This is a genomic window from Pseudoduganella sp. UC29_106, assembly GCF_044055365.1.
Taxonomy (GTDB): domain Bacteria; phylum Pseudomonadota; class Gammaproteobacteria; order Burkholderiales; family Burkholderiaceae_D; genus Rugamonas.
Map to the genome: position 1 here is coordinate 4183178 of NZ_CP171977.1, position 20634 is coordinate 4203811.

The window sequence follows — 20634 nt, forward strand, 5'->3', positions numbered from 1 at the left end:
CTTGCTCATTGTTTGCCTTTGGAGATGAAGTTCTGTTTTGCGATCAGTGCGGCCGCTGCCAGCAGGCCGGGAATGGCCAGCACCGTCAGGATGGCGCTGAAGCCAAGCTGCATGGCGGCCAGCTGGGCGACGAGGAAGGAGCCGGCGATGCCGCCAACGCGCCCTGCCCCCAGCATCCAGGCCACGCCGGTGGCGCGGCCCGAGGTCGGGTAATACTGCGCGGCCAGGGCCGGCAGCGAGGATCGGGAAGTGTTCATCAGCGTGCCGGCGACCAGCACCACGACCACCAGGGCGCCCAATTCACCGACCACCTGGCCGATGGCGAAGATGGCGAAGGCGGTGAGGGCGAAGCCGATGGCGATCACCTTGTCCGGGTTGTAGCGGTCCATCAGCCAGCCGAAAGCCACGGCGCCGACGCCGCCCAGCGGGAACAGCGCTGCCACCATGGTTGCGTCCTTCGGCGACAGGCCGGCTTCCTTGAACAGGATAGGCATCCAGTTCACCAGGGCGTAGAAGATCACCAGGCCCATGAAGTAGGTCAGCCACAGCATGACGGTGCCGAAGGCGTAGCGGCGGGAGAAGATCACGCGCACGCCGCCCTGCTTGTCTTCCGCGGCGCGGGTTTCGGCCAGGTAGAAGGACTGGAAGGATGCGATTTCACCGATACGCGACAACACGTTTTTGATCTGTTCAGCGGGCCAGGCGCGCGCCACCATGAATCGCACCGACTCGGGAAGGCTGAGGAGCAGCGCCACCGCCAGCACCAGCGGCATCACGCCGCCAGCCAGCAGGATGCTGCGCCAGCCCCACTGCGGAATCATCCAGGCCGCGATGAAGCCGCCCAGCGCTGCGCCAAGCGGGAAGCCGCAGAACATGGCATTGGTCAGCGTGGCGCGGCGCGCACGCGGGCAGTATTCGCTCATCAGGGTGACGGCGTTCGGCATGGCGGCGCCGAGGCCAATGCCGGTAATGAAGCGGAAGATGGTCAACTGTTCCAGGCTTTGCGCCTCGGCGGCAAACAGGCTGGCTATTGCAAACAGCAGGACGGAACCGGCCAGGGGACGCCGGCGGCCGAAACGGTCGGCCAGCGGACCCGCCGTCAGCGAACCGCAGGTCAGGCCGATCAGGGCGGCGCTCAGCACGGGCGCCAGCTGCGGCTTGCTCAGGCCCCACTCGCCCATCAGCGATGGCGCGATATAGCCGATGGCCGCGGTATCGAAGCCGTCCAGCAGGACCACTGCGAAGCACAGTGCGAACACCAGCCACTGATAGGCCGAGAAAGGCTGCTGGTCCAGGAACTCCTGCACGTCTAAGGCGCGCTGATTATCCATATTGTCTCCTCCGTCTCTTTATATTTACTGCCAGGCCGCGGCGGGCACCATCACTTCACCACGCATGATCAGTCTTGCGGTGCGCAGCAGTGCGGCGCGCGTGACCTTGCCTTCCCGTTCCGGATCGGTTTCCAGTTCCACGCTGAATTCACCGGTCGGATGCTCGACCGAGATGGTGCGGCGCTGGCCGGCCGGCACCACCGCAACGCCATCGGCCACGGTGCCCGGCAGCACGCAGGCCGTGCCCACGGTGACAGCCGCCAGCACGCCGATCGCGTCGTGGCAAACGTGGGGGATGAAGCTGCGCGTGCACAGGTTGCCGCCATCGCGCGGTGGGGCGATCAGCGTCATCTTCGGGTAGTTCTTGCTGGTGACGTCGCCCAGGCCCATGGCGTGGCCGCAGGCGATGCGCAGGCGTTCGATGCGGGCTTTCAGTTCGGTGTCCGCATTCAATGCGTCCACGCTTTCGTAGCCCGTGCGGCCAACGGCTTCGGCGCGGAACAGCACCAGCGGCATGCCGTTGTCGATGCAGGTGACTTCAACGCCATCGATCTCGTCGCGCACATTCCCCGTCGGCAGCAGGCTGGAACAGACGGAGCCCTCGGTGTCCAGGAAATTGATGGTGATCGGGGCGGAGGTGCCGGGCACGCCGTCGATGCGCGCCTCGCCTTCATAGCTCACCTGGCCGCCGGGCGTCTGCACCGTGATATCGCACTGCATATCCGTGTTCAGGGTCAGCACGCGCAAGGTGGTGGTATCGCCCTGCGGCGGCACCAGGCCGGTCTCCAGCGCGAAGGGCACGACGGCGGCGAGCATATTGCCGCAGTTCGGCGTGGTGTCCACGGTATCCTTGTTCGGCTGCAGCTGGGCGAACAGGAAGTCGAGATCCACTCCAGGCACAGTGCTCTTGCGCACGATGCCAACCTTGCTGGTCAGCGGGTGGGCGCCACCCATGCCGTCGATCTGGCGCGGATCGGGCGATCCCATCACCGCCAGCAGCACGCGATCGCGGGCTGCGGTATCGGCGGGCAGGTCGGACTCCAGGAAGAAGGTCCGCGGGAAGTGCCGCCGCGCATGAAGAGGGTTTTGAGAGGTTTTTGCATGGTTTCATTCTGCGCCTGGACGCCGTGATGTCCCAGAGGGCGGCGCTTCTAGCTGTTATCGCATTTTGTTATATCATCTGAACTGCCCTCAACTTTTCATGCAATCGGATGGACCTCAAACAGCTTAGCTATTTCGTGCGCGTGGCGGAACTCGGTAGTTTCAGCCGCGCCGCCACCCTGCTGGATATTGCCCAGCCGGCACTGAGCCGCCACGTGCGCTTACTGGAAGTCGAGCTGCGGCAAACACTTTTGGTACGCAATGGCCGCGGCGTCACGCTGACCGAGGCCGGCAAGGTGCTGCTCGAGCATTCGCGCGGGGTGCTGCATCAGGTGGAGCGGCTGCGCGAGGAATTGTCCCGCGTGCGGGGGTCGCTGGCGGGGAGCGTGGCCGTTGGCTTGCCGCCAACTATTGCCAAAATACTCACGGTACCGATCACGCGCGCGTTCCGCAAGCAGCTGCCGGATGCGACGTTGTCGATTACCGAGGGCTTGTCCACGACCATGCAGGAATCGCTGCTTTCGGGACGGCTTGATATCGCAATGCTGTATAACGCGAATTCTTCGCCTGACCTGGACCTGCAGCCTGTTATCGACGAGGAGCTGCTGCTGGTGCAGCGCGCCGTTGATGCGCCGCCGGCGCCGCTCCCGTCAAATTGGCGCAGATTGCGGAGATGGCGCTGGTGATTCCCAGCCGTCCCAATGCCATTCGCATGGTGGTGGAGGCGCGCATGCTGGAACTGGGGCTGCGTCCCAGGATTGCGGTGGAGATTGATGGCGTGGCGGCGATCCTGGAGCTGGTCGCCGATGGCGCTGGAGTGGCTGTCCTGCCCCGCAACGCCGTCAGTACCGCGCCGCAGCCGGAACGGTTTGCGGTGCGGCGGGTGGGGGATCCGCCGTTGATGTCGCGCTTGTCGCTGGCGACGCCGTCGCGGCGGCCAGCGACGGATACGCAGAAGGCGATGCTGGTTTTGCTCGATAGCCTTGCGCGTGAAATCTTGACCCGCTAGCGAAAACCCACGGCGGGAACCTGGTGTCTGCCACATCGTGGCAGACACCTGCTTTGGGCCTTGGGTTCTAAAGAGTCAGCGGCCCGCCGCTGTCTGAGGGGCGACGCACGCGGGCAGGGCCTGCCCGGGCAAGCGCACGGGATCGGCCTTGGCTTGCTGCAGGTCGCGCAGGAGCTGGCAGCTGTCGTAGCTGCGCTGGAAGCGCGGCGGGGTGTAGTCGACGAAGCGGGACGCGCCAAGCTGTGTGGCTTGAGCCGCCTGCGTCATCGACGAAGCATTGGTCTCGGGCCATTTGCCGCTGTCAATCCGCTGCATCAGCGTGTGCACGCTGGCGACCGTTTCCGCCGGCGTAAAGCCGCAATGCCCGGCGCTGTTGGTATAGACCTGGCGCAGCAAGGCGCCCTTCCCCGCCGCGCCCACGGCGCCTTCGTAGAAGGACTGCGAGGCCGGCGGCGAGATCGCGTCGCCGAGAGCGCTCAGCGTAAGAACGGGCATGGCGAGGCGGCCATCGAACACGCCGGTGGCGACGAAGGCCTTGGCCGCCGGATCGGCGCGCAGGCGGGGCGCGCGGGCCAGACGGGCAAGGTCGTCGGCCAGATCGAGGCCGGCCTCGCGGTACAGCGAGGCAATCAGTCCATCGCCATCCAGCGCTGCCAGCAGCGCGCCATAGTCAACACCTTCGTTGGACGAGATATTGCCGCCGCTAAGGCGCTCGATCTCGGAGCGGCTGCTCATGGCCTGGCGCAGCAGGCTGCGTACCAGGCTGTCTGCAAGGCCTTGTGCGCGGGCGTGTGCGTCGCCGGACGCCGGCTGCGGCTTGGCCGGATCGGACCATTCGGGCAGCTGGGCGATGCGCGCAGCCAGAGCGATGCGGGCCAGGCCGGCGGGCGTTTTTTCGGCCGCGTTAAGGGCCTCCGTCCACGCGGGCAGCGCGGTCTGCTGCCAGTCGGCTGCGATGCCGGTCACCGGCAGCGACGATTGCGGCGCGATCAGCATTTTTGCGACGAACAGGCCGTCCAGCTTGGCCTGCCACTGGCCGACGGAGCCGGACAGGCCGCCGCATTTGACCACGGCACCCGCCCAGCGCGCCGGGTAGGCCTGCATCGACACGGCAGCCGTATGGCCGCCCTGCGACTGGCCCAGTTCGACGGCGTGCTTGGCCTTGCCGTACTTCGCTTCGAAGAGATCCAGGGTCTCGATCGCGTTGGCGGCCGACCGGTGGATCGCCCAGCCGGTGACGGTGCGCGTGGTGCCGGCCAGCGCATAGCCCTCGGCCAGCAGCGCCGTTGCATCCGCGCCAGGCGGACGGGATGCGTAATCGAGGCCGATCAGCACCACGCCATTCCAGCGCTCGGGATAGTCGATGCGGTAAGGCGTGCCGTCGCGCAGCGCACCCTGCGTAGTCTGCACGGCAGCCGGGATGGCAGCCGTGGCCGAAGCGGCTGGTGCAGGCGACGCAGCGGACGCCGGCTGGGCGGATGCCGAAGTGGCGGCGAACGAGCTCGCAAATGCGAGGGCAGAGGCGAGACCGGACACGGCGCGGGTAGGCAGGGATTTCAGCATTGCTTGGCCTCCATCATCGCAGCGTGGCGCGCCAGGCGTGCGTTGTTGCGGTCCGCGTAACCCTTGAGGAACAGGATCAGGCAAGCGGCGAAGGCTGCCACGCCGGTCAGCGCATACCAGCCGGCCGTGAAACCGCCGGACCAGTCGCGCAGCCAGCCCAGCGCCTGCGGGCCGAGATAGCCGAAGATGCCGCCGCCCAGCGCGGTAATGCCCATCAGCGGGCCGACGTCGCGGCCGCGCATCAACTCGGCGATGGTCGGATACAGCTGGTTGGTCGAGGCCAGGCCCAGCGAGATCAGGCCAGTGGCGCAGATCTGGAACACGAGGATATTGTGCGACATCATGCCCAGCGAGGCGGGAATCATCATCAGCATCATGCCCGCCAGGACCAGCCAGCGGTTGAAGCGGTCAGCCAGGTAGCCGCACAGCGGGTTGACGAAGATCGCGACGATATAAGCGATGCTGATCACCCCTGCCGCGGCCGTGGCGTCCATATTGAATTCCGCCTTCAGCACCGAAGGCAGGAAGAAGGTCGCAGCGAAGCCGCCGGCATTGGTCAGGCCCAGCAGGGGAATCGTCCAGACGATGGGCACACGGAAGGCGGAGAACGCGCCGCGCTTTTGCTCGCTGCCGCCGGCGCCCGGCTTCGTCACTTCAGCGCGCTGCTTGTAGAAGGACACAAAGACCAGCATGCCCACGATCGCCATCGCGCCGAAGCCCATGATGGCGTGGCGCCAGCCAAGGGTCTTCGCAATCTCGGCGCAGAACGGCGCGCCAACCACGGTCGCCAGCGCGGACGCAGCGCCGAGGACGCCCATTGCCCTGCCCTTCAGGTTCGGCGGCGCGGTCAGCGCAATGGCCGTCATCACACAGACGAATGCCAGGCGGTAGCCGAAGATCCACACGGCGCGCGCCGTGATCGCTTCACCGAAATTCTCCGCGAACGAAAGTCCCAACAGGCCGAGCGCGAGGATGAACAGGCCGACAGCCAGCACCTTCTTCTCGCCATACTGCTTGGCCATGATGCCGGCCGGGATGCTGACGATCAGCGCCACGATGCCGTAGATGCCGGTAAACATGCCCATCTGCGAGAAGCTCATCTCGAATTCGCGCTGGATGTCCGGCAGCAGCGGAGAGAAGCCCAGGCTGGACATCTGCATCGTCATCATGGCAAATACGGTCGCCAGGTAGAACACTACCCATCGCCGGTGGACGGCCATTTGAGAAACGGAATCGTCGGTCATCATGATGTCTTGTCTCCCTGGTCAGACTACGCCGTCGCGTTTCAGCTCGGCCAGTTGTTCGTCGCTGTAACCGAGCATGGTGCGGTACACGTCCTCGTTGCTGGCGCCCAGCGTCACCGCCGGCTTGTCGAAGCCCGTGAAGGCGCCGGACATGCGGATCGGCAGCCCGCCGACCACGATATCCTCCACCGCGCCGTATTGCGGGTGTTCCAGCTTGGTCGTTTCGCCGCGCATCAGCAAGTTCGGATCGCGCATTGCGTCGCCCGGATTGCGCACTGGACCACTCGGCACATCGTAATCGGCAAGCAAGTCGGCTGCCTGTTCGGTGGTCATGGTGCGGGTCCACTGGCTGACCATGTCATGAAGCTCGATGTGGTTGCGGACGCGGGCATCGCGCGTGCCGTAGCGCTCGTCGCCAAGCAGTTCTTCGCGCTGCATGGCGCGGAACAGGCCACGCACGAATTCATCCTTCGGCGCACAGATCGAGATATAGCCGTCGCTTGTAGGGAACACGCCGAACGGCGCCAGGCGGGCCATGAAATTGCCGGAACGCGTTTCGCGGCCCAGCTTCTGCATCATGTCGAAAGGCTCGGCCGCCACCAGGGCGGACAAGGCGCCCAGCAGGGACACGTCCACATGCTGGCCGCGGCCCGTCTGGCGCGCCTGCATGAGCGCGGCCAGCGTGCCGATAGCGGCAAACAGCGGCGCACTCAGGTCGCCGAACGGGATGCCCACGCGCACCGGCGGTTCGCCCGGATTCCCGGACGCCATCATCATGCCGCTCATCGCCTGCACGATATTATCCATCGCCTTGTTCTGCTTCGGATTCACGTTGGCGCCGAAGCCGCTGATGGCGGTGAACACGATGCGCGGATTCACCTTGGCGCAGTCTTCATAGCCGATGCCCAGGCGGTCCGCCACGCCGGCGCTGAAGTTTTCCACCACCGCGTCCGCGTGCTTGACCAGGTCAAGGAAGATCGCGCGGCCCTCCGGATGCTTCATGTTAAGCGTAATCGCTTCCTTGTTGCGGCCCCGTTCCAGCATAGCCAGCGAGTAGTCGTCCTCATGTTCGCGCGCCACCTTGATACCGTCGCGCCCCAGGTAGGGCGAGTTGGTGCGGGCCGAATCCGGGTTCTTCGGGTTCTCGACCTTGATCACGCGTGCGCCCAGGCCGGCCAGGATCAGCGTGGCGTACGGGCCGGCCAGCGCGGTCGTCAGGTCCAGGATGGTGATGCCCTCGAGTGGCCGGGGCAGTGCTGAAATCTCTTCGTTCATGTCTCTCTCACTTTTGCGCCAGGCGCGTTTCTATGAATTCTTCGACGGTGCGTTTCATCTTCTCGTCATCCCACAGGCGGGCATCGACCATATTGGCGTGCAGTTCCACCACGGGAATGCCGGCCTTCTCCAGCGCCATGCGCGTCAACCGGGAGCCGAAGGAGGCCATGCGGTCGTGCTGCGGCACCAGCATCACGGCGCCGTCCGCGCCGTAGATGCGGGCCTGTTCGACCACCCAGTCCGCCATCCACGGCGGCTGGTGCAATTGCTCGTTCATGCTGATGTGGCGCGAAGCCAGCGCGCGCAGCGCATCGCCCTGCCCTTCGCCGAAGTAGCGGCGGTAGCCGTCCGACAGGAAGTTCGAGTACATGGACCACACGAACACGGCGCCGTATTTTTCCTCGAAGGCGCGGTAGAAGCTGGTGTTGAACCACAGGCCATTGCCCACCCACAGCAGGCGGTACTTCTCGTTCGGGCAGGCGCCGACACCTTCAGCGATGCGCTGCTTTACTTCGTCGCGATAGGCTTTCAGGTGGTTCACCGACCACTCGCTGCCGCGGTCCCAGGTCGGCGCCATCACATTGGACAGCTGCTCCGTCAGCGGCACCGGCAGCGGACGGGCCTGGGCGATCATGTCGCGGATCTCTTCCACGATTTCGCCCGCTTCGTTAATGCGGTGCATCTGGCGCACGAACTCGGACTGGCTGAAACTGCGGCCGGACAGGGTTTCCACCGTGCGGATCAACTGCTCCAGCTGCGCCACCTGGAAGTCCAGGCGGTGGGTTTCGTACAGCGTTTCCCAGTCGTGAAAGGAGCGGCGCCACCATTCTGGGCCGAGCTTCGTACTGGACGAGGACTCCAGCGGGAACACGGGCACGCCACCGAAGGCGCGCGACCAGGTTTCGGTGATGCGCTGGCAGTAGTCGTCGCGGAAGCGGGACAGGAACATCATCGGCTTCGGCAGGCCGCCGTAGGGTGCGCGTTCCGGGTCGCCGTCCAGTGTGGTCATCAGCGGCAGGCTGGTGTAGCGCGGCAGGCGGTCGTGGTAACCCAGATTGTCCATCAGCGAGAAGTAATGCGGCGACAGCTGCTTGGCGGCGATAATGGCCGAGTACCAGACTACCGGCACCGCGGGGATGTCCATCGCGTGCAGGATTTCTGCCGGCGCCACGGCGTCCGAGATTACATACGGCTCCCCCGCTTCCAGCACGCGCTTGCGGAAGTTGATGAAGTCCTGCTTCTGGTGCTCGTTGGCGGCCAGCGTCGATTGCAGGCGGTCGTTGGCAGGCCGGCTCATTTGGCGATCCTCGCAATCAGGTTGGCGACGGCGGCTTGTTGCGCTTCGCGGTCGGGGCGGTGGTAGGACTGGCGGTCGAGCATTACGTATGGGATGCCGCGGTCTTCCAGGATGCGCTTCTGGGCGGGCCAGTCCCAGCCCATGGTGTCGTCGAATTCGTCGTGCAGGATGATCACGCCCTGCACTTTCGCTTCTTCCAGCAGCTCTTCGAAGCGCTGGTCCTGCCTGGCTTGCGGGTACGACCGGATCGTTGGGACGTTCAGCTGGTAGTGCTCGGCGAGTGCTGTCACGGGGTCGGCGTCCTCGCTGATCATCTTTTCGAAAACCCGCTCGCCAGAGAAGTGGTCGTCGGCGACGATCGCGGCGCCCTGCGCTTCGACCAGGTCGTAGAAAGCGGTGTTGTCGTGGGCGGCACCCTTGATCATCAGGCGCGGGCCTTGCGGGGCGACGGCTGGCTCGGGCGCGGCGCCGGCCAGCGCGTCGAGCAGGCCGGCGTGGGTGGCGAGGTCCATGGCGCCGCCGGCGCGGATGGCGAGCAGCATGTCGCTGCCGGAGAAGCACGGCTCCGACTGGCGGCGCAGCGCATTCAGCGTCTGCAGCCGGCGGCGGGTGGCGTTGCTGGACGAGACAGCGGCGCGCAGCGCGGCAGCGTCTAGCGCGGCGGCGGATTCGGCGCCGTCGGACGCGGGGCGGCCGGGCGCATCGGCGAGGGATGCGAGCGTTGCGGCGAGCGCGGTGATGCGGCCCTGGAGGTAGACGCCGGTGGAATGGAACGGCGTGTTGAGCACGTCGAAAAGTTCCACGCGCGGGACAGGCAGCGAGGGCTCGATGCGGGCGATCTCCAGCAGGAAGTAGTAGAGGTGCAGCAGCTCGTTGGAGGCGCGGGGCACGATGAGCAGGTCGAGGAAGTCGCACTGGCCGGCCAGCAGCTGCTGCAGCAGCGAGCGTGTGGCGCCGTCGAAGTCATCGTCGAGGAAGCGGTCGGCGAGCTCGGTCGGCTGCGTCGGGTCGCCGGACAGCATCACCGGGAAGCACCCGGCGGCTTCGATCAGCTCCACCGGGACGGAATGGCTGATGTAGCCGACCACTTTGCGTCCGGCCGCGCGGGCGGCGCGGGCGGAGGCATAGGGATCGGCGCAGGCGGCGCGCAAGGCAGCACGCGCGTCGGCGGGCGAGATCTCCGTTGTGCGATGTGTATTCATTATTCTCTTCAGTTCGGAGTGACGACAACGCGGTCGCCATCCCAGTGGAAGCCGGTCTGGAAACCGGCAGCACGCGAAATGTCGCGGAAGTAGTTCACGACGGACTCGCCGCGGGCATCTGGCCCCAGCACTTCCGCTTGCCCGCTCTCCATGATCCAGCACGGCAGGAAACCGGCGCTGAGAGACCCGTCGGCGCGCACACGCACATCGGCGATCATCGTATTGCGCGACTCCGGATGGAAGGGATAGCAAGGCATGCGCGGGTCCGGCTCGAAGCCGAACAGCTTCTTGCGGCGCTCGGCCCAGGCGCGGCGCGCCGGATGATCGTTGCCCTCCACATTCAGCGCGCGCGTGACCGTCACGAAGTTGCCTAAACCGTGGAACACCGGCTTGCCTTTGTAGATTTCAATGCCGCGTGCAATGTGAGGATGGTGGCCGATCACCACGTCCGCCCCGGCTTCGATGGCGGCTTTGGCCACAGGACGCTCGTACATGGCCAGCGTAGCAGGCGTATGCACCAGACCCTTGTGCAAGGCGACGACCAGTACGTCGACCTGTCCGCGCAGGCGCTCGATATCCTGCTGCATGGCGTCGATCGTGGCGGGCACGGGGAAGGTATAAGTCAGCGGCGGGCCACCCGGGTTCGCGCCTTCCTGCTCATAGTGCGAAATCACATGCACATAGGCGCAGCCGCCCTTCTTCGGACCGGCCCAGGAATCCTTCGGCCCCACGCAGTTATAACTGAGGAATCCGAAGCGCACACCGCGCTTTTCCAGCACCGCCGGCAAGCGCGCTTCTTCCAGGTTGGAACCGGCGCCAAATGGCGCGATGCCGTTGGCGCGCAGGCCGGCGACGGTGTCCGCCACGCCTTCATCGCCGCAGTCGTACACATGGTTGCCGGCCAGGCTGGCGGCGTGGAAGCCGGCACGGGACAAGGCCGAGAGCTTGTCCGGATCGGCCGCTTCGGCCGGGATATCGGACTTCAGCTCGGTGCCGCGCCGCGTATATGGCGTTTCGACATGGCCGACCACCAGGTCGCCGGACAGCAGCGTTTCGCGTGAAGGCGCGAAAAAAAAGTCCGGATCCGGCTCGTCCATCACCAGGTCGCCGACCATGAGCAGTTTTACGTCAGCCATTGCGCTTACCTCACGACGGGCAGTTCGATGCGCGAAGGATGCGCGCGGTCGTAGATAGACTGTCAATACCGGTGCAGGCGCAACTTCGTGGCGCAGCTTCTCGCGCGGGTCGGCGCCCGTCACCGTCACCCGGTAGCGGTGGCCGGCCTTGAACACATAGGATATGGGCAGCATGTCGAACACCAGGCGAGCGGGCTGGCCGGGAACCATCGGCTCCGCATCGGCAGCGCGGAAGCTGTGCCAGGGGATGCCCGGCAAGGCGTACGGCGGCGCGGACAGCTTGCGCTGCGAAGCCTGCAGGCGGCCTTCGCTGACCATCGTGATGGCGCCATCCGGAGCAATATCTTCAAGATAGGCGAAAACCGGGCCGTCTGTCGCACTGGAGGAGACCCACAGGTCAGCCAGCGGGTGGCCTGTGACTTCCATGTCCGCCGCCAGCGGGGCGCTGGTAAAGGTGGCGCCTTTGTCGTCCTGCGGGCAAGTTGGGCCAAGGCCGGTGCCTTGCGCGCAGCTCACCTTGTAGTCGACCTGGAAGGTCGCCTTGCCGGCTGCGGTGGATGGCACCTGGGTGGCGAGCGCCTTGCCATCGGACAGATACACGGTATCGCGGGCGGCTGCAGCCAGCGGCCACACATTGGTCGTGCGCCAGGCGTGGGAACCGGCCGGCGCCGCGTTCACGGTTTCGTAATGGATGCGCGGCTCGTCCATGATGCCGTTCGCCTCGCCCTTCAGCCAGTAGTTGAAGTAGCGCAGCGCTTCGGCCGTCATCGCGAAATCGTCGCTGGTGCAGTGCTTCCAGTTGCCGACAATGAGCTTGACCGGCTGCTTCAGGTTGACGAAGGTGATGAAGCCCTGGGCGTTGAAGTCATCCTGCCAGCCGCCCTGGATATAGACCGGCACACCGGATTCGCGCACCTTGTCCGCGTAGGTGCCGATGCTGCCCTCTTCCCAGAATGCGGTCTTGGTCAGCGGCGACACGGTATCGCGATATGGCATGCCGGACCACAGGTCCAGCAGCGGTGTGTTGGCGCTGTGCTGCATCGCCGCCTGGCGCAGCAGCACGCGTTCTTCGTCGCCATCGACAGGCGTGGCCTTCATGTCCTGCTCGAAGCTCGATTGCGGACCGGTGCCCCAGTTGGCCAGCACGCCGCCGCGGCGTCCGCCGCTGTACTTGTCCCAGTTGAAGCAGCCCGCGAAGACGGCTTTCAGCTGTGGGGCCGCATTGGTCAGGAAGTGCATGGCCGCGTCGCCGGTATTCGAGCAGCCATATACACCCACCTTGCCGGTCGACCAGGGCTGGCTGGCCGCCCATTCGGTCAGGTAGCGCGAGTCGCCCGCTTCGGTGCGGTCATGGTAGCCGCGGCGCACGCCGAAGGAGGCGCCCAGGCCGCGCCGCTCGACCACCATATAGTTGTAGCCGTGGTTGGCCAGGTTGATCATCTGGGAAGAGAACCGGCCAGCGCCCGAGCGGTCCGCCTTGTCGTCCAGGCGGCTACGGGCTGCAGCCGCGTGCAGGATCACCGGAAATTTGCCGGGCAGCGGCACGCCGTTCTTCGCCGGCCGGTACAGGTCGGCCGCAAGGCGCGTGCCGTCCGCCATCGGGATATAGAAGGAGGTGCGCACCGCTTCGTTCTGGTCCGGCGGCAGCGGCTGGCCGAATCCGCCCTGGGCGGCAGCCGCGCTGCCTGTCGCGACCAGGGTCGCGGCGATGGATGCAAGAATCAGTTTCATGGGCGCTCAGTCAATATTCTTTTTTCGGATATGCCACTCGGGTTGCTTGCACAGGCCGCAGTCCGGCCCTGTGAACATCTTTGCCGCCTGCGGGTCGCCTTTCAGCTGCCAGCGCAGCCAGGCCACGGCTACGGGGCCGAAGGCGCCGCCGTTCGGCTCGCGGTAGGTGCCGGCGTGCGGCGTTTTTTCGCGCCACAGGCGCACGGCCGGCAAGCCGTCGACGCGTTCGAAGTCGTCGTCCGCATTCTTGAAGGCCTGGTCGCTGGAATCGCCCGTCACCCAGATGGCTGGCGTGCGCAGGGTCTTGATGCTGGACTTCGGACCGTTGGCGGCAGCGATATCCCTTACGTGCTGGGCATCGGTGAACAAGCCGCTGTTCCATACGCCGAGTACGGTGGCGCGCGGATCGTGGGCGGCGTCGATGGCCTGCAGGCCGCCGCAGGACTGGCCCATCACAGCGATCTTCGTGGTATCGAGCTTGCCGTAATATTTGCTGCCGGCGCGGCTGTTTTTCCGCCACCGCCCAGTCGATCGCGTCCACCAGCTGCGATGCGGTGGTATCGGCCGGGATGTAGCTCGGCTTCGGGCCGTTCGGGTCCAGCTTCGCGGCAGGCGAGTTGGCCGCCGGCTTGCCGCGCACGGAGCTGCTGGGCGTTGTGCCTTCCGCTTCCGGCGGCCCGATCGGGCCGATGGCCAGGGCCACGAACCCGTAGGAAGCCAGCTCGGTCAGGAAAGGCCGGAAACGGTTGCCCACATTGACGCAGGCGCCGTTGCCCCACACGATGATGGGCAGCTTTTCCTTGCCTGGCGCAGCCAGGTCGGCTGGCCGGTAGACGGTATGGGTTGGCAGGCCGGAATCGGCTTCCATCAACGCCTTGTACGGACCGGTGCCCATCGGGGTAGCCGGCGCTACGTAGGCGTTCTGCGCGGCGGCGGGCAGCAGGGCCGCCACGCCGAGCACGGTCAGGATCGACGATTTCGTCATCAATACTCTCCTCAGAAGCGCTTGGTCAGGCCAACCGAGATGATGCGGCCGGTCGGGTTGGTCAGGGTCGGATCGAAGCCGCCGCCGCCGTTGGTGCTCTGGGCGATGTTGACGAAAGGCGGATTCTTGTCGAACAGGTTCACCACGCCGGCGGACAGGGTCAGGTCCTTGGCCCAGCGGCCGTTGAAGGCGGAGCCCATGTCGTAGTTGAAGCGCAGGTCGAAGGTGGTGCTGGACGCAACCTTCTGCGTCGGAGCGGCCAGGTTGTTGTCATACGCATTGATGTAGTTGACGAACACACTGGCGTTATACGGACCGTAGTTCCAGGTCGTATTCAGGCGGGCCTTCAGGCGCAGCGGGTTGAAGATCGTGTTCAGCTGGTCCACCATCGGCGCGCCCGGCGCGATGGCGTAGGCGTACTTGGTGAAGTACGTGCCATTCAAGCCGAAGGTAAAGTCGCCCCAGTTCTCGGTCTGCATGCGGTGGGTGGCGCTGAAGTCGAAGCCCTTGCTGATGGACTGGCCCAGGTTCTTCGGGCTGCCGTCCACGAACAGGGTCACGTTCTGCGGAACGACGTTATTGACCGGGTACTGGGCCAGCATCTGGGCGATGAAGGCCGGCGACGGATTGCGCTGGATGATGCCGGTGCCGGCCAGCTGACCTTCGCGGTTCAGGATCGTCAGGTCGGACAGGTAGCCCACGATCTGGTTGTCGTAATTGATCGTGAAGTAGGTCAGGCCGAACTTGGTGCGCTCCAGGAAGGCCGGCTCCCATTCCACGCCCAGCGAGCGGGTGGTGGCCGTTTCAGGCTTCAGGTCCGGGTTGCGGCCGGCGGACAGTGTCAGGCCAACGCGCAAGGCGCCGCCGATGGTCGGGTCGGAGTAGTTCTGCACGAACAGGCCGCCGCGGCCGCCGTTGGTGAAGCCCTGGATATTCGTCAGGCCCGGCGCGCGGAAGGATGTGCCGTAGCTGCCGCGCACGGTCAGGCCCTGGAACGGCACCCAGTTCACGCCATACTTCGGATTGTTGGTCGAGCCCACGTCGCTGTACTTGTCGTAGCGGATGGCGGCGTTCAGGTCCAGCTTTTCCACGCCCGGCAACGCGTTGGCGGAACCGATGATGGGAGCTGCCAGTTCGGCGAACGCGGACTTCACGGTACGGGTAATGACTACCGAACCCGTGCTCGGATTGTCCGCGGGGCCGGTGGTCTGGCCGCCTTCGGTGCGCACATCCTGGTGCTCAAAACCCACTGCCGCGCGCAGCTTGCCCGCCGGGAGCTGGAACAGGGGACCGTCCGCCTTGACGGCGGCGTTCTTGAAGATGGTTTCGCCCGGAGACAGGCCGATATTGTTGGAGATCTTCGCCAGCGTAGCCGGGTTATTCGCGCCGCCGAACACATTCAGCGCCGTGGACGGATTCGTGTCCGCCAGCGCCGTGCTGATGGCGGCGTTGTTCAGGCCATGCAGGCTCTCGGCCAGGTCCTCGTTCTTGCCCCAGGTATAGAGCACCGTGGTCTTCCAGTCCATCGGCAGCGCGATATCGAGGCCGGTGGTCAGTTCAACCGTGCGCGACTTGCCGCGGGCGATATTGGGCGGCAGGTCGTTCAGGAAGGAATATGCAACGGTTTCGTTGGTACCGGCCGGCGCGCCGGGAGGACGCACGTAGAAGGGGTTCGCCTGCGGCACGGTCAGGTTGGCAGCCAGAATGGTCGGGCTGAGGCGATAGGTGCGGCGGGTTGCGAAGCCGTCGGCAAAGAACTTGATGCCCTTGGTGAGTTCCTGGTTGAAGGTGATCACGCCGCTGTTGCGCTCCTGGCGCGGGAACAGGTCCGCATATTTCAGGTTGTCGCACTTGTTCGACGTATTCGGCGCCAGGGAGCCTGCGGTGGCCTTGGTCACGCCGCCCTGCGGAATTGCGTAGCTGGTGCCAGCAATGACGATATTGCCCGGTGCGCACTGGGTCGACCGGAAGTCGCCGCCACCGAACGCCCGCAGGTCGCCAGTGTAAAAATCGCGGTCCTGGCCGTTCAGTGCCGAGTGATAGGTGTGCTCGATGGCGGCGGTGACCTGCCCGCCCTTCCATTTGTGGCCCCACAACGCACCCGCCATGCGCTCGTTGTAACCGTCGGCATGACCGTAACGAACTGTCGCCTCCAGTGCTTCCTGGTTACGGCGCAGGATCAGGTTGGCCACGCCGGCCACCGCATCCGAACCGTAGATTGCGGACGCGCCGTCCGCGATGATTTCAACGCGCTGCAGGGCCAGCGCCGGGATGATCGAAGGATCCACCGTGGCGCCGGTGGTGCCCTGCGCGACTACACGGTGGCCGTCCACCAGGGTCAGGGTTGCGAAAGGACCAATGCCGCGCAGGTTGATGGCGGATGCGAAGGTGATATTGCCTGCGCCGCCGGCCTGGCCGCGCGAGTTTTCGGACACGCCCAGATTGAACACCTGCGGCACTTCCTGCAGGATCTTGGCCGTGGACACGGCGCCCGACTGTTCGATGTCGCTGCGGCCGAGTGTCACGACCGAGGAGCCCACCGGGGCGATGCCGCGAATGCGGCTGCCCGTGATCACCACTTCAGGCGCTGCTTCCTGAGCCGGTGCCGGCGCCGCTTCCACCGCCGGTGCGGCTACCGGTGCCGCTTCCGATTGGGCAATTGCCGGCGCCATCGCACCGAATGCGCACAGCATGGCCACTGCCTGAGCAATGACGTGCATGCGCGGATTGCCGCTGTTCTTTCCCACCTGTGCTGCTGTTGCCATTTCGTCTCCTCCGCGCGGGGCGCGTCCTTAAGTTTGCAAAGGCATGGTGTTATTTTTATTTTTTAATGCTTCTACTTTATAACTAATTTTTGTCGAGTACAAGCGCTTTCGCTGCCTCTTATCGAGGCGGCAGGCGCAGGGCCCCATCCAGGCGGATAACCTCGCCGTTCAGCGACAGATTCTGCAGGATGTGTAGCGCCAAAGACGCATATTCGGCCGGCTGGCCAAGCCGTTTCGGGAACGGGATCGAGGCCGCCAGCGACTGCTGCACTTCTTCCGGAAGCTTGTAAAGCAGCGGCGTGAGGAACAGGCCCGGCGCGATGGTCATTACGCGCACGCCAAACTGCGCCAGGTCGCGCGCCAGCGGCAGCGTGAGCGATGTCAGGCCGCCCTTGGACGCGGCATAGGCCTCCTGCCCTACCTGGCCGTCATAGGCGGCTACCGACGATGTCATAACGATCACGCCGCGCTCCCCGTCTTCCATCGGCTCCAGCGCCGTCATGGCGGCTGCGGCCAGGCGGATCACGTTGAAGGTGCCGATCAGGTTCACCTGGATCACGCGGCTGAAGTCTTCCAGCGGCATGGCTGTGCCATCGCGGCCGACGATGCGCTTGGCGCCGCCGACGCCGGCACAGTTGACCAGGGCGCGCGCCGGACCGTGGGCCTCAGCTGCCGCGGCCAGCGCCTGCTCGATGCTGGCGGTGTCGCCGATGTCGCAGCGCAGCGCGATGCCGCCCACTTCCTCGGCCAGCGCCTGGCCGGCTTCCATATTGATGTCCAGTATCGCCACTTTTGGCGCCAGCGGCCGCCAGCTGGCGCACGGTTTCCGCGCCCAGGCCGGAAGCGCCGCCGGTAACGAGTACTGCCTTTCCTGCGATTTGCATTTCAGTCTCCTTTGTATTCAGTGTTCTCGACCAGCACGGCGATGCCCTGTCCGCCGCCAATGCAGGCGGAGGCCACGCCGTAGCGCAGCTTGCGTTCCTGCAGTGCACGCGCCAGCGTGATGGTCAGGCGCACGCCGGTGGCGGCCAGCGGGTGGCCCAGGGCGATGGCGCCGCCATTCACGTTCAGGCGGCCGATGTCCAGTTCCAGCTCACGGGCAACCGCAAGCACCTGCGCACCTTGCGCTTCATTGATTTCGAACAGGCCGATGTCGCCCAGCGACAGGCCGCTGCGTTCCAGCAGCAGGCGGATCGCCGGCGCCGGGCCGATGCCCATGATTTCGGGCGGCACGCCGACCACCGCGCAGGCCACGATGCGGGCCAGCGGTTTGACGCCGGTGCTGCGCACATAGTCGCCACCGGCCACGATGGCCGCCGCCGCGCCGTCCACCAGGGCCGAGCTGTTGCCGGCCGTCTGTACGCCGTTCGGGTACAGGGCTTTCAGGCCCGCCAGCACTTCCACCGGCGACGGACGGGCGTGTGTGTCGGTTGCAAGCTCTTTCTGCTTTCCGGTCACACGCATTTCACGTGGCGCATAGCCGTCCAGCTCGAACTTCTCGTTGTGCAGGGCGACGATCTCGCCGGCATGGAAGCCGCGCTCCTGCGCCTCCACGGCGCGCGCGAAGGATTGCGAGGCGTAGGCATCCACTTCTTCGCGGCGGATGCCGTAGCGCACGGCCAGGTTTTCCGCCGTCTGCGGCATCGTGACCAGGGCGGCCGGATCGAACAGGGCTTCCCACATGAAGTCCTTGAAGTCGACCGGCACGCCGAGACGGAAACCGGTGCGGTGGCTGAAGGAAGCGATCGGGTTGCGCGTCATCGATTCGCTGCCGACCACCAGCGCGGTCTGGGTGTAGCCCAGCTGGATCTGGTCGGCGGCCTGGCGGAACAATTCGAAGCCGGTGCCGCAGATGCGCTGCACGTTCACTGCCGGCACGGCCTGCGGCACACCGGAATACATGCCCACATGGCGCGGCAGGAAGTACTGGAAGCAGTCGCCGGGCGCCATATTGCCGGTGATGACGGTGCCGATGTCGGAAGGCGCCACTCCGGTGCGGGCGAAGATCTCGCGCGCCACTTTGATGCCCATGTCCGTCGGCGATACGCTGGAAAGCCCGGTGCAGTAGTCGATGAAGGGCGTGCGGACGCCATCCAGCATCCAGACACTGTCATACGAGGCGAAAAATCCCTTGTTCATGATTTGATCCTGTTCGGTTGAATGACGGCAGGCGAACCTGCATACAGTTCGGTGACCGCTGCAGCGCGGTGGGTCAGCATGGCGCGCTGGTTGATCGAGCCCTTGTCCGTGATTTCGCCCCGGTCGAGGGACGGTACCTCCGCCAGCAGCAAGGCGCGCGCCACGCGGGTCGCGCTCCCCGTGCCCTGCGCATACAGGCGGTCGACCAGGGCCTGGAAGAAGGCTCGCACGGGCGGCGCGGCCAGCACTTCCTTCGCATCCGCATCCGGGCTCAAGGTACTCAGTTCATGGCAGAGGCTCAGGCGGGGGATGATCAGCAGGCCGACTTCGGAAAGATCGTGGCCGGTGATGACCACATCCTGCAGGTAAGGCGCGCCTTCGCGGATGGCGCGTTCGCGCAGCGGCCCCACGCTGACCCAGGTACCGGTATTCAGCTTGAAATCCTCGGCCACGCGGCCATCGAAGACAAAGCCCAGTTCCGGATGCTCGCTGTCCAGCCACTTGATGGCGTCGCCCGAGCAGAGGAAGCCTTCCTCGTCGAACATGGCGGCCGTTTCCTGCGGCGCGCGCCAGTAGCCGGGCATGACGTTCGGGCCGCGATAACGGATTTCCGTCTTGTCGCCGCATGGCACCAGCTTCACTTCGATGCCGGGGGAAGGCGTGCCCAATTCACCCGCTTTCGCTTCATTGCGCAGCACAAACAGCGCGCAGGGTGCGGTTTCCGTCATGCCCAGGCCCGTGGTCATCACCACGCGCTCGCCGCATTCGAGTTCGGCGCTGGCGTGCAACTGGTCCCATACCGGCTGGGACAGGGCCGCTCCACCATAGAACTGCATTTTCAGGCGGCTGTAGTAGTTGCGGCGCAAGCCTTCATCCTTCAGCAGCGCCTGGGCGATTTCTTCCCAGCCTTTGGGCACGTTGAAGTAGATCGTTGGTGCAATTTCGCGCAGGTTGGCCAGCGTGGCGGCAATGCCCTGCGCCGTGGGTTTGCCCTCGTCGATGTACATCGTGCCGCCGCTGAACAGCACCATGTTAAAGATCTTGTTGCCGCCGAACGTGTGGTTCCAGGGCAGCCAGTCGAGCAGCACGGGCGGCTCCTCGGCCAGGAAGGGCCAGGATTGCTGCAGCATCTGCATATTGCTGCACAACATGCGCTGGGTCGTCACCACGGCCTTGGGCAGCTTGGTCGAACCGGAGGTGAACAGGAACTTGACGATTGTGTCCGGTCCCGTGGCATTGCGCGCCTGGTCCACGGCCGGCGTTGGCTTCGTTTGCAGCAGGTCGCCAAACAGGCTGACGGCCCGGTCGGCATTCACCTGGCGCGACAGCAGCCATTCGGCGCCACCGCAGGCTGCACGCATCGCCGGACCGAAAGCCTTGCCGTCCGCAGCGAACACCAGGCCTGGCTGCAGCACCGACATCACATGGCGCAGCTTGGAGAAATCGTCCGCCATCAGGGAATACGCCGGGGACACCGCCGCGTAAGGCACGCCCACATACTGGCAGGCCAGCGACAGCATCGCATGTTCCAGGTCATTGCCGGACAGGATAGCGACCGGCCGCGTAACGCCCAGTCCGCGGTCGAGCAGCGCCTGGCCCAGCGAACGCGCGGCCTGCAGCGCCTGCGCATAGCTCAGGTGGCGCCACTTCCCGTCAGGGCCGCGCGCAGCCATGAAAGTGCGGTCCGGCGCCACGCTGGCCCAGTGCAGCAGACGATCAGTAGTGCGCTCGGCATAATGGTGCAGCGGCTGGGTGGAAGCGACATAAGCGACCTTGCCATCCGTGCGCACCTTCACCGAAGGATCGCCGAAAAGCAGCTCGCGATAGCGCTTATGGATTGCCATGATGGTCGGCTC

At 65.5% G+C, this 20634-nt stretch carries 11 protein-coding genes and 3 pseudogenes; 1 reads left to right on the forward strand and 13 read right to left on the reverse strand.

Annotation, left to right across the window (positions count from 1 at the left end; genetic code table 11):
- Nucleotides 1–5: 5 nt before the first annotated feature.
- A complete protein-coding gene (locus ACHMW6_RS20955; protein WP_395399572.1) occupies nt 6–1331 on the reverse strand; it encodes an MFS transporter in 1326 nt (441 codons plus the stop codon).
- A gap of 24 nt (nt 1332–1355) precedes the next feature.
- A pseudogene (locus tag ACHMW6_RS20960) lies at nt 1356–2434 on the reverse strand (4-oxalomesaconate tautomerase).
- A gap of 108 nt (nt 2435–2542) precedes the next feature.
- Here ACHMW6_RS20960 and ACHMW6_RS20965 point away from each other — a divergent pair.
- Nucleotides 2543–3441 (forward strand): annotated as a pseudogene (locus ACHMW6_RS20965) (LysR substrate-binding domain-containing protein).
- A 75-nt stretch (nt 3442–3516) separates the two neighbouring features.
- On the opposite strand, the gene ACHMW6_RS20970 reads toward ACHMW6_RS20965, so the two are convergent.
- The 11 genes and pseudogenes from ACHMW6_RS20970 to ACHMW6_RS21020 form a co-directional block, all read right to left on the reverse strand.
- Nucleotides 3517–5004 (reverse strand): hypothetical protein, encoded by a 1488-nt coding sequence (locus tag ACHMW6_RS20970; RefSeq protein ID WP_395399574.1) that lies wholly within the window; start codon nt 5002–5004, stop codon nt 3517–3519.
- On the reverse strand, nt 4998–6251 hold the full coding sequence (locus ACHMW6_RS20975) for a nitrate/nitrite transporter (protein WP_395399576.1): 1254 nt from the start codon (nt 6249–6251) through the stop codon (nt 4998–5000). The genes ACHMW6_RS20970 and ACHMW6_RS20975 overlap by 7 nt, the downstream gene beginning before the upstream one ends.
- A gap of 18 nt (nt 6252–6269) precedes the next feature.
- On the reverse strand, nt 6270–7523 hold the full coding sequence (locus ACHMW6_RS20980) for a CaiB/BaiF CoA transferase family protein (RefSeq protein ID WP_395399578.1): 1254 nt from the start codon (nt 7521–7523) through the stop codon (nt 6270–6272).
- A gap of 7 nt (nt 7524–7530) precedes the next feature.
- Complete coding sequence (locus tag ACHMW6_RS20985) at nt 7531–8820, reverse strand: 2-hydroxyacyl-CoA dehydratase (protein WP_395399580.1); 1290 nt, start codon at nt 8818–8820, stop codon at nt 7531–7533.
- On the reverse strand, nt 8817–10022 hold the full coding sequence (locus ACHMW6_RS20990) for a 2-hydroxyacyl-CoA dehydratase (RefSeq protein ID WP_395399582.1): 1206 nt from the start codon (nt 10020–10022) through the stop codon (nt 8817–8819). The genes ACHMW6_RS20985 and ACHMW6_RS20990 overlap by 4 nt, the downstream gene beginning before the upstream one ends.
- A gap of 8 nt (nt 10023–10030) precedes the next feature.
- Nucleotides 10031–12889: a CocE/NonD family hydrolase gene (locus tag ACHMW6_RS20995; RefSeq protein WP_395399584.1), complete on the reverse strand. Its 2859-nt coding sequence runs from the start codon at nt 12887–12889 to the stop codon at nt 10031–10033.
- Between the two features lie 6 nt (nt 12890–12895).
- Complete coding sequence (locus ACHMW6_RS21000) at nt 12896–13342, reverse strand: hypothetical protein (protein ID WP_395399586.1); 447 nt, start codon at nt 13340–13342, stop codon at nt 12896–12898.
- A gap of 543 nt (nt 13343–13885) precedes the next feature.
- Nucleotides 13886–16639 (reverse strand): TonB-dependent receptor domain-containing protein, encoded by a 2754-nt coding sequence (locus tag ACHMW6_RS21005; RefSeq protein ID WP_395399588.1) that lies wholly within the window; start codon nt 16637–16639, stop codon nt 13886–13888.
- 118 nt (nt 16640–16757) lie between these two features.
- Nucleotides 16758–17523: pseudogene (locus ACHMW6_RS21010) on the reverse strand (SDR family NAD(P)-dependent oxidoreductase).
- A 1-nt stretch (nt 17524) separates the two neighbouring features.
- Nucleotides 17525–18778 carry a thiolase family protein gene (locus tag ACHMW6_RS21015; protein WP_395399590.1) on the reverse strand — a complete coding sequence of 418 codons (1254 nt, stop codon included), beginning with the start codon at nt 18776–18778 and terminating at the stop codon, nt 17525–17527.
- Complete coding sequence (locus ACHMW6_RS21020) at nt 18775–20622, reverse strand: feruloyl-CoA synthase (RefSeq protein WP_395399592.1); 1848 nt, start codon at nt 20620–20622, stop codon at nt 18775–18777. The genes ACHMW6_RS21015 and ACHMW6_RS21020 overlap by 4 nt, the downstream gene beginning before the upstream one ends.
- Nucleotides 20623–20634 lie beyond the last annotated feature (12 nt).

Bases quoted from the DNA above. Each gene is read 5' to 3' on its own strand.
- ACHMW6_RS20955 (WP_395399572.1), bottom strand. From the start codon at position 1,331: ATGGATAATCAGCGCGCCTTAGACGTGCAGGAGTTCCTGGACCAGCAG.
- ACHMW6_RS20970 (WP_395399574.1), bottom strand. From the start codon at position 5,004: ATGCTGAAATCCCTGCCTACCCGCGCCGTGTCCGGTCTCGCCTCTGCC.
- ACHMW6_RS20975 (WP_395399576.1), bottom strand. From the start codon at position 6,251: ATGATGACCGACGATTCCGTTTCTCAAATGGCCGTCCACCGGCGATGG.
- ACHMW6_RS20980 (WP_395399578.1), bottom strand. From the start codon at position 7,523: ATGAACGAAGAGATTTCAGCACTGCCCCGGCCACTCGAGGGCATCACC.
- ACHMW6_RS20985 (WP_395399580.1), bottom strand. From the start codon at position 8,820: ATGAGCCGGCCTGCCAACGACCGCCTGCAATCGACGCTGGCCGCCAAC.
- ACHMW6_RS20990 (WP_395399582.1), bottom strand. From the start codon at position 10,022: ATGAATACACATCGCACAACGGAGATCTCGCCCGCCGACGCGCGTGCT.
- ACHMW6_RS20995 (WP_395399584.1), bottom strand. From the start codon at position 12,889: ATGAAACTGATTCTTGCATCCATCGCCGCGACCCTGGTCGCGACAGGC.
- ACHMW6_RS21000 (WP_395399586.1), bottom strand. From the start codon at position 13,342: ATGGGCCAGTCCTGCGGCGGCCTGCAGGCCATCGACGCCGCCCACGAT.
- ACHMW6_RS21005 (WP_395399588.1), bottom strand. From the start codon at position 16,639: ATGGCAACAGCAGCACAGGTGGGAAAGAACAGCGGCAATCCGCGCATG.
- ACHMW6_RS21015 (WP_395399590.1), bottom strand. From the start codon at position 18,778: ATGAACAAGGGATTTTTCGCCTCGTATGACAGTGTCTGGATGCTGGAT.
- ACHMW6_RS21020 (WP_395399592.1), bottom strand. From the start codon at position 20,622: ATGGCAATCCATAAGCGCTATCGCGAGCTGCTTTTCGGCGATCCTTCG.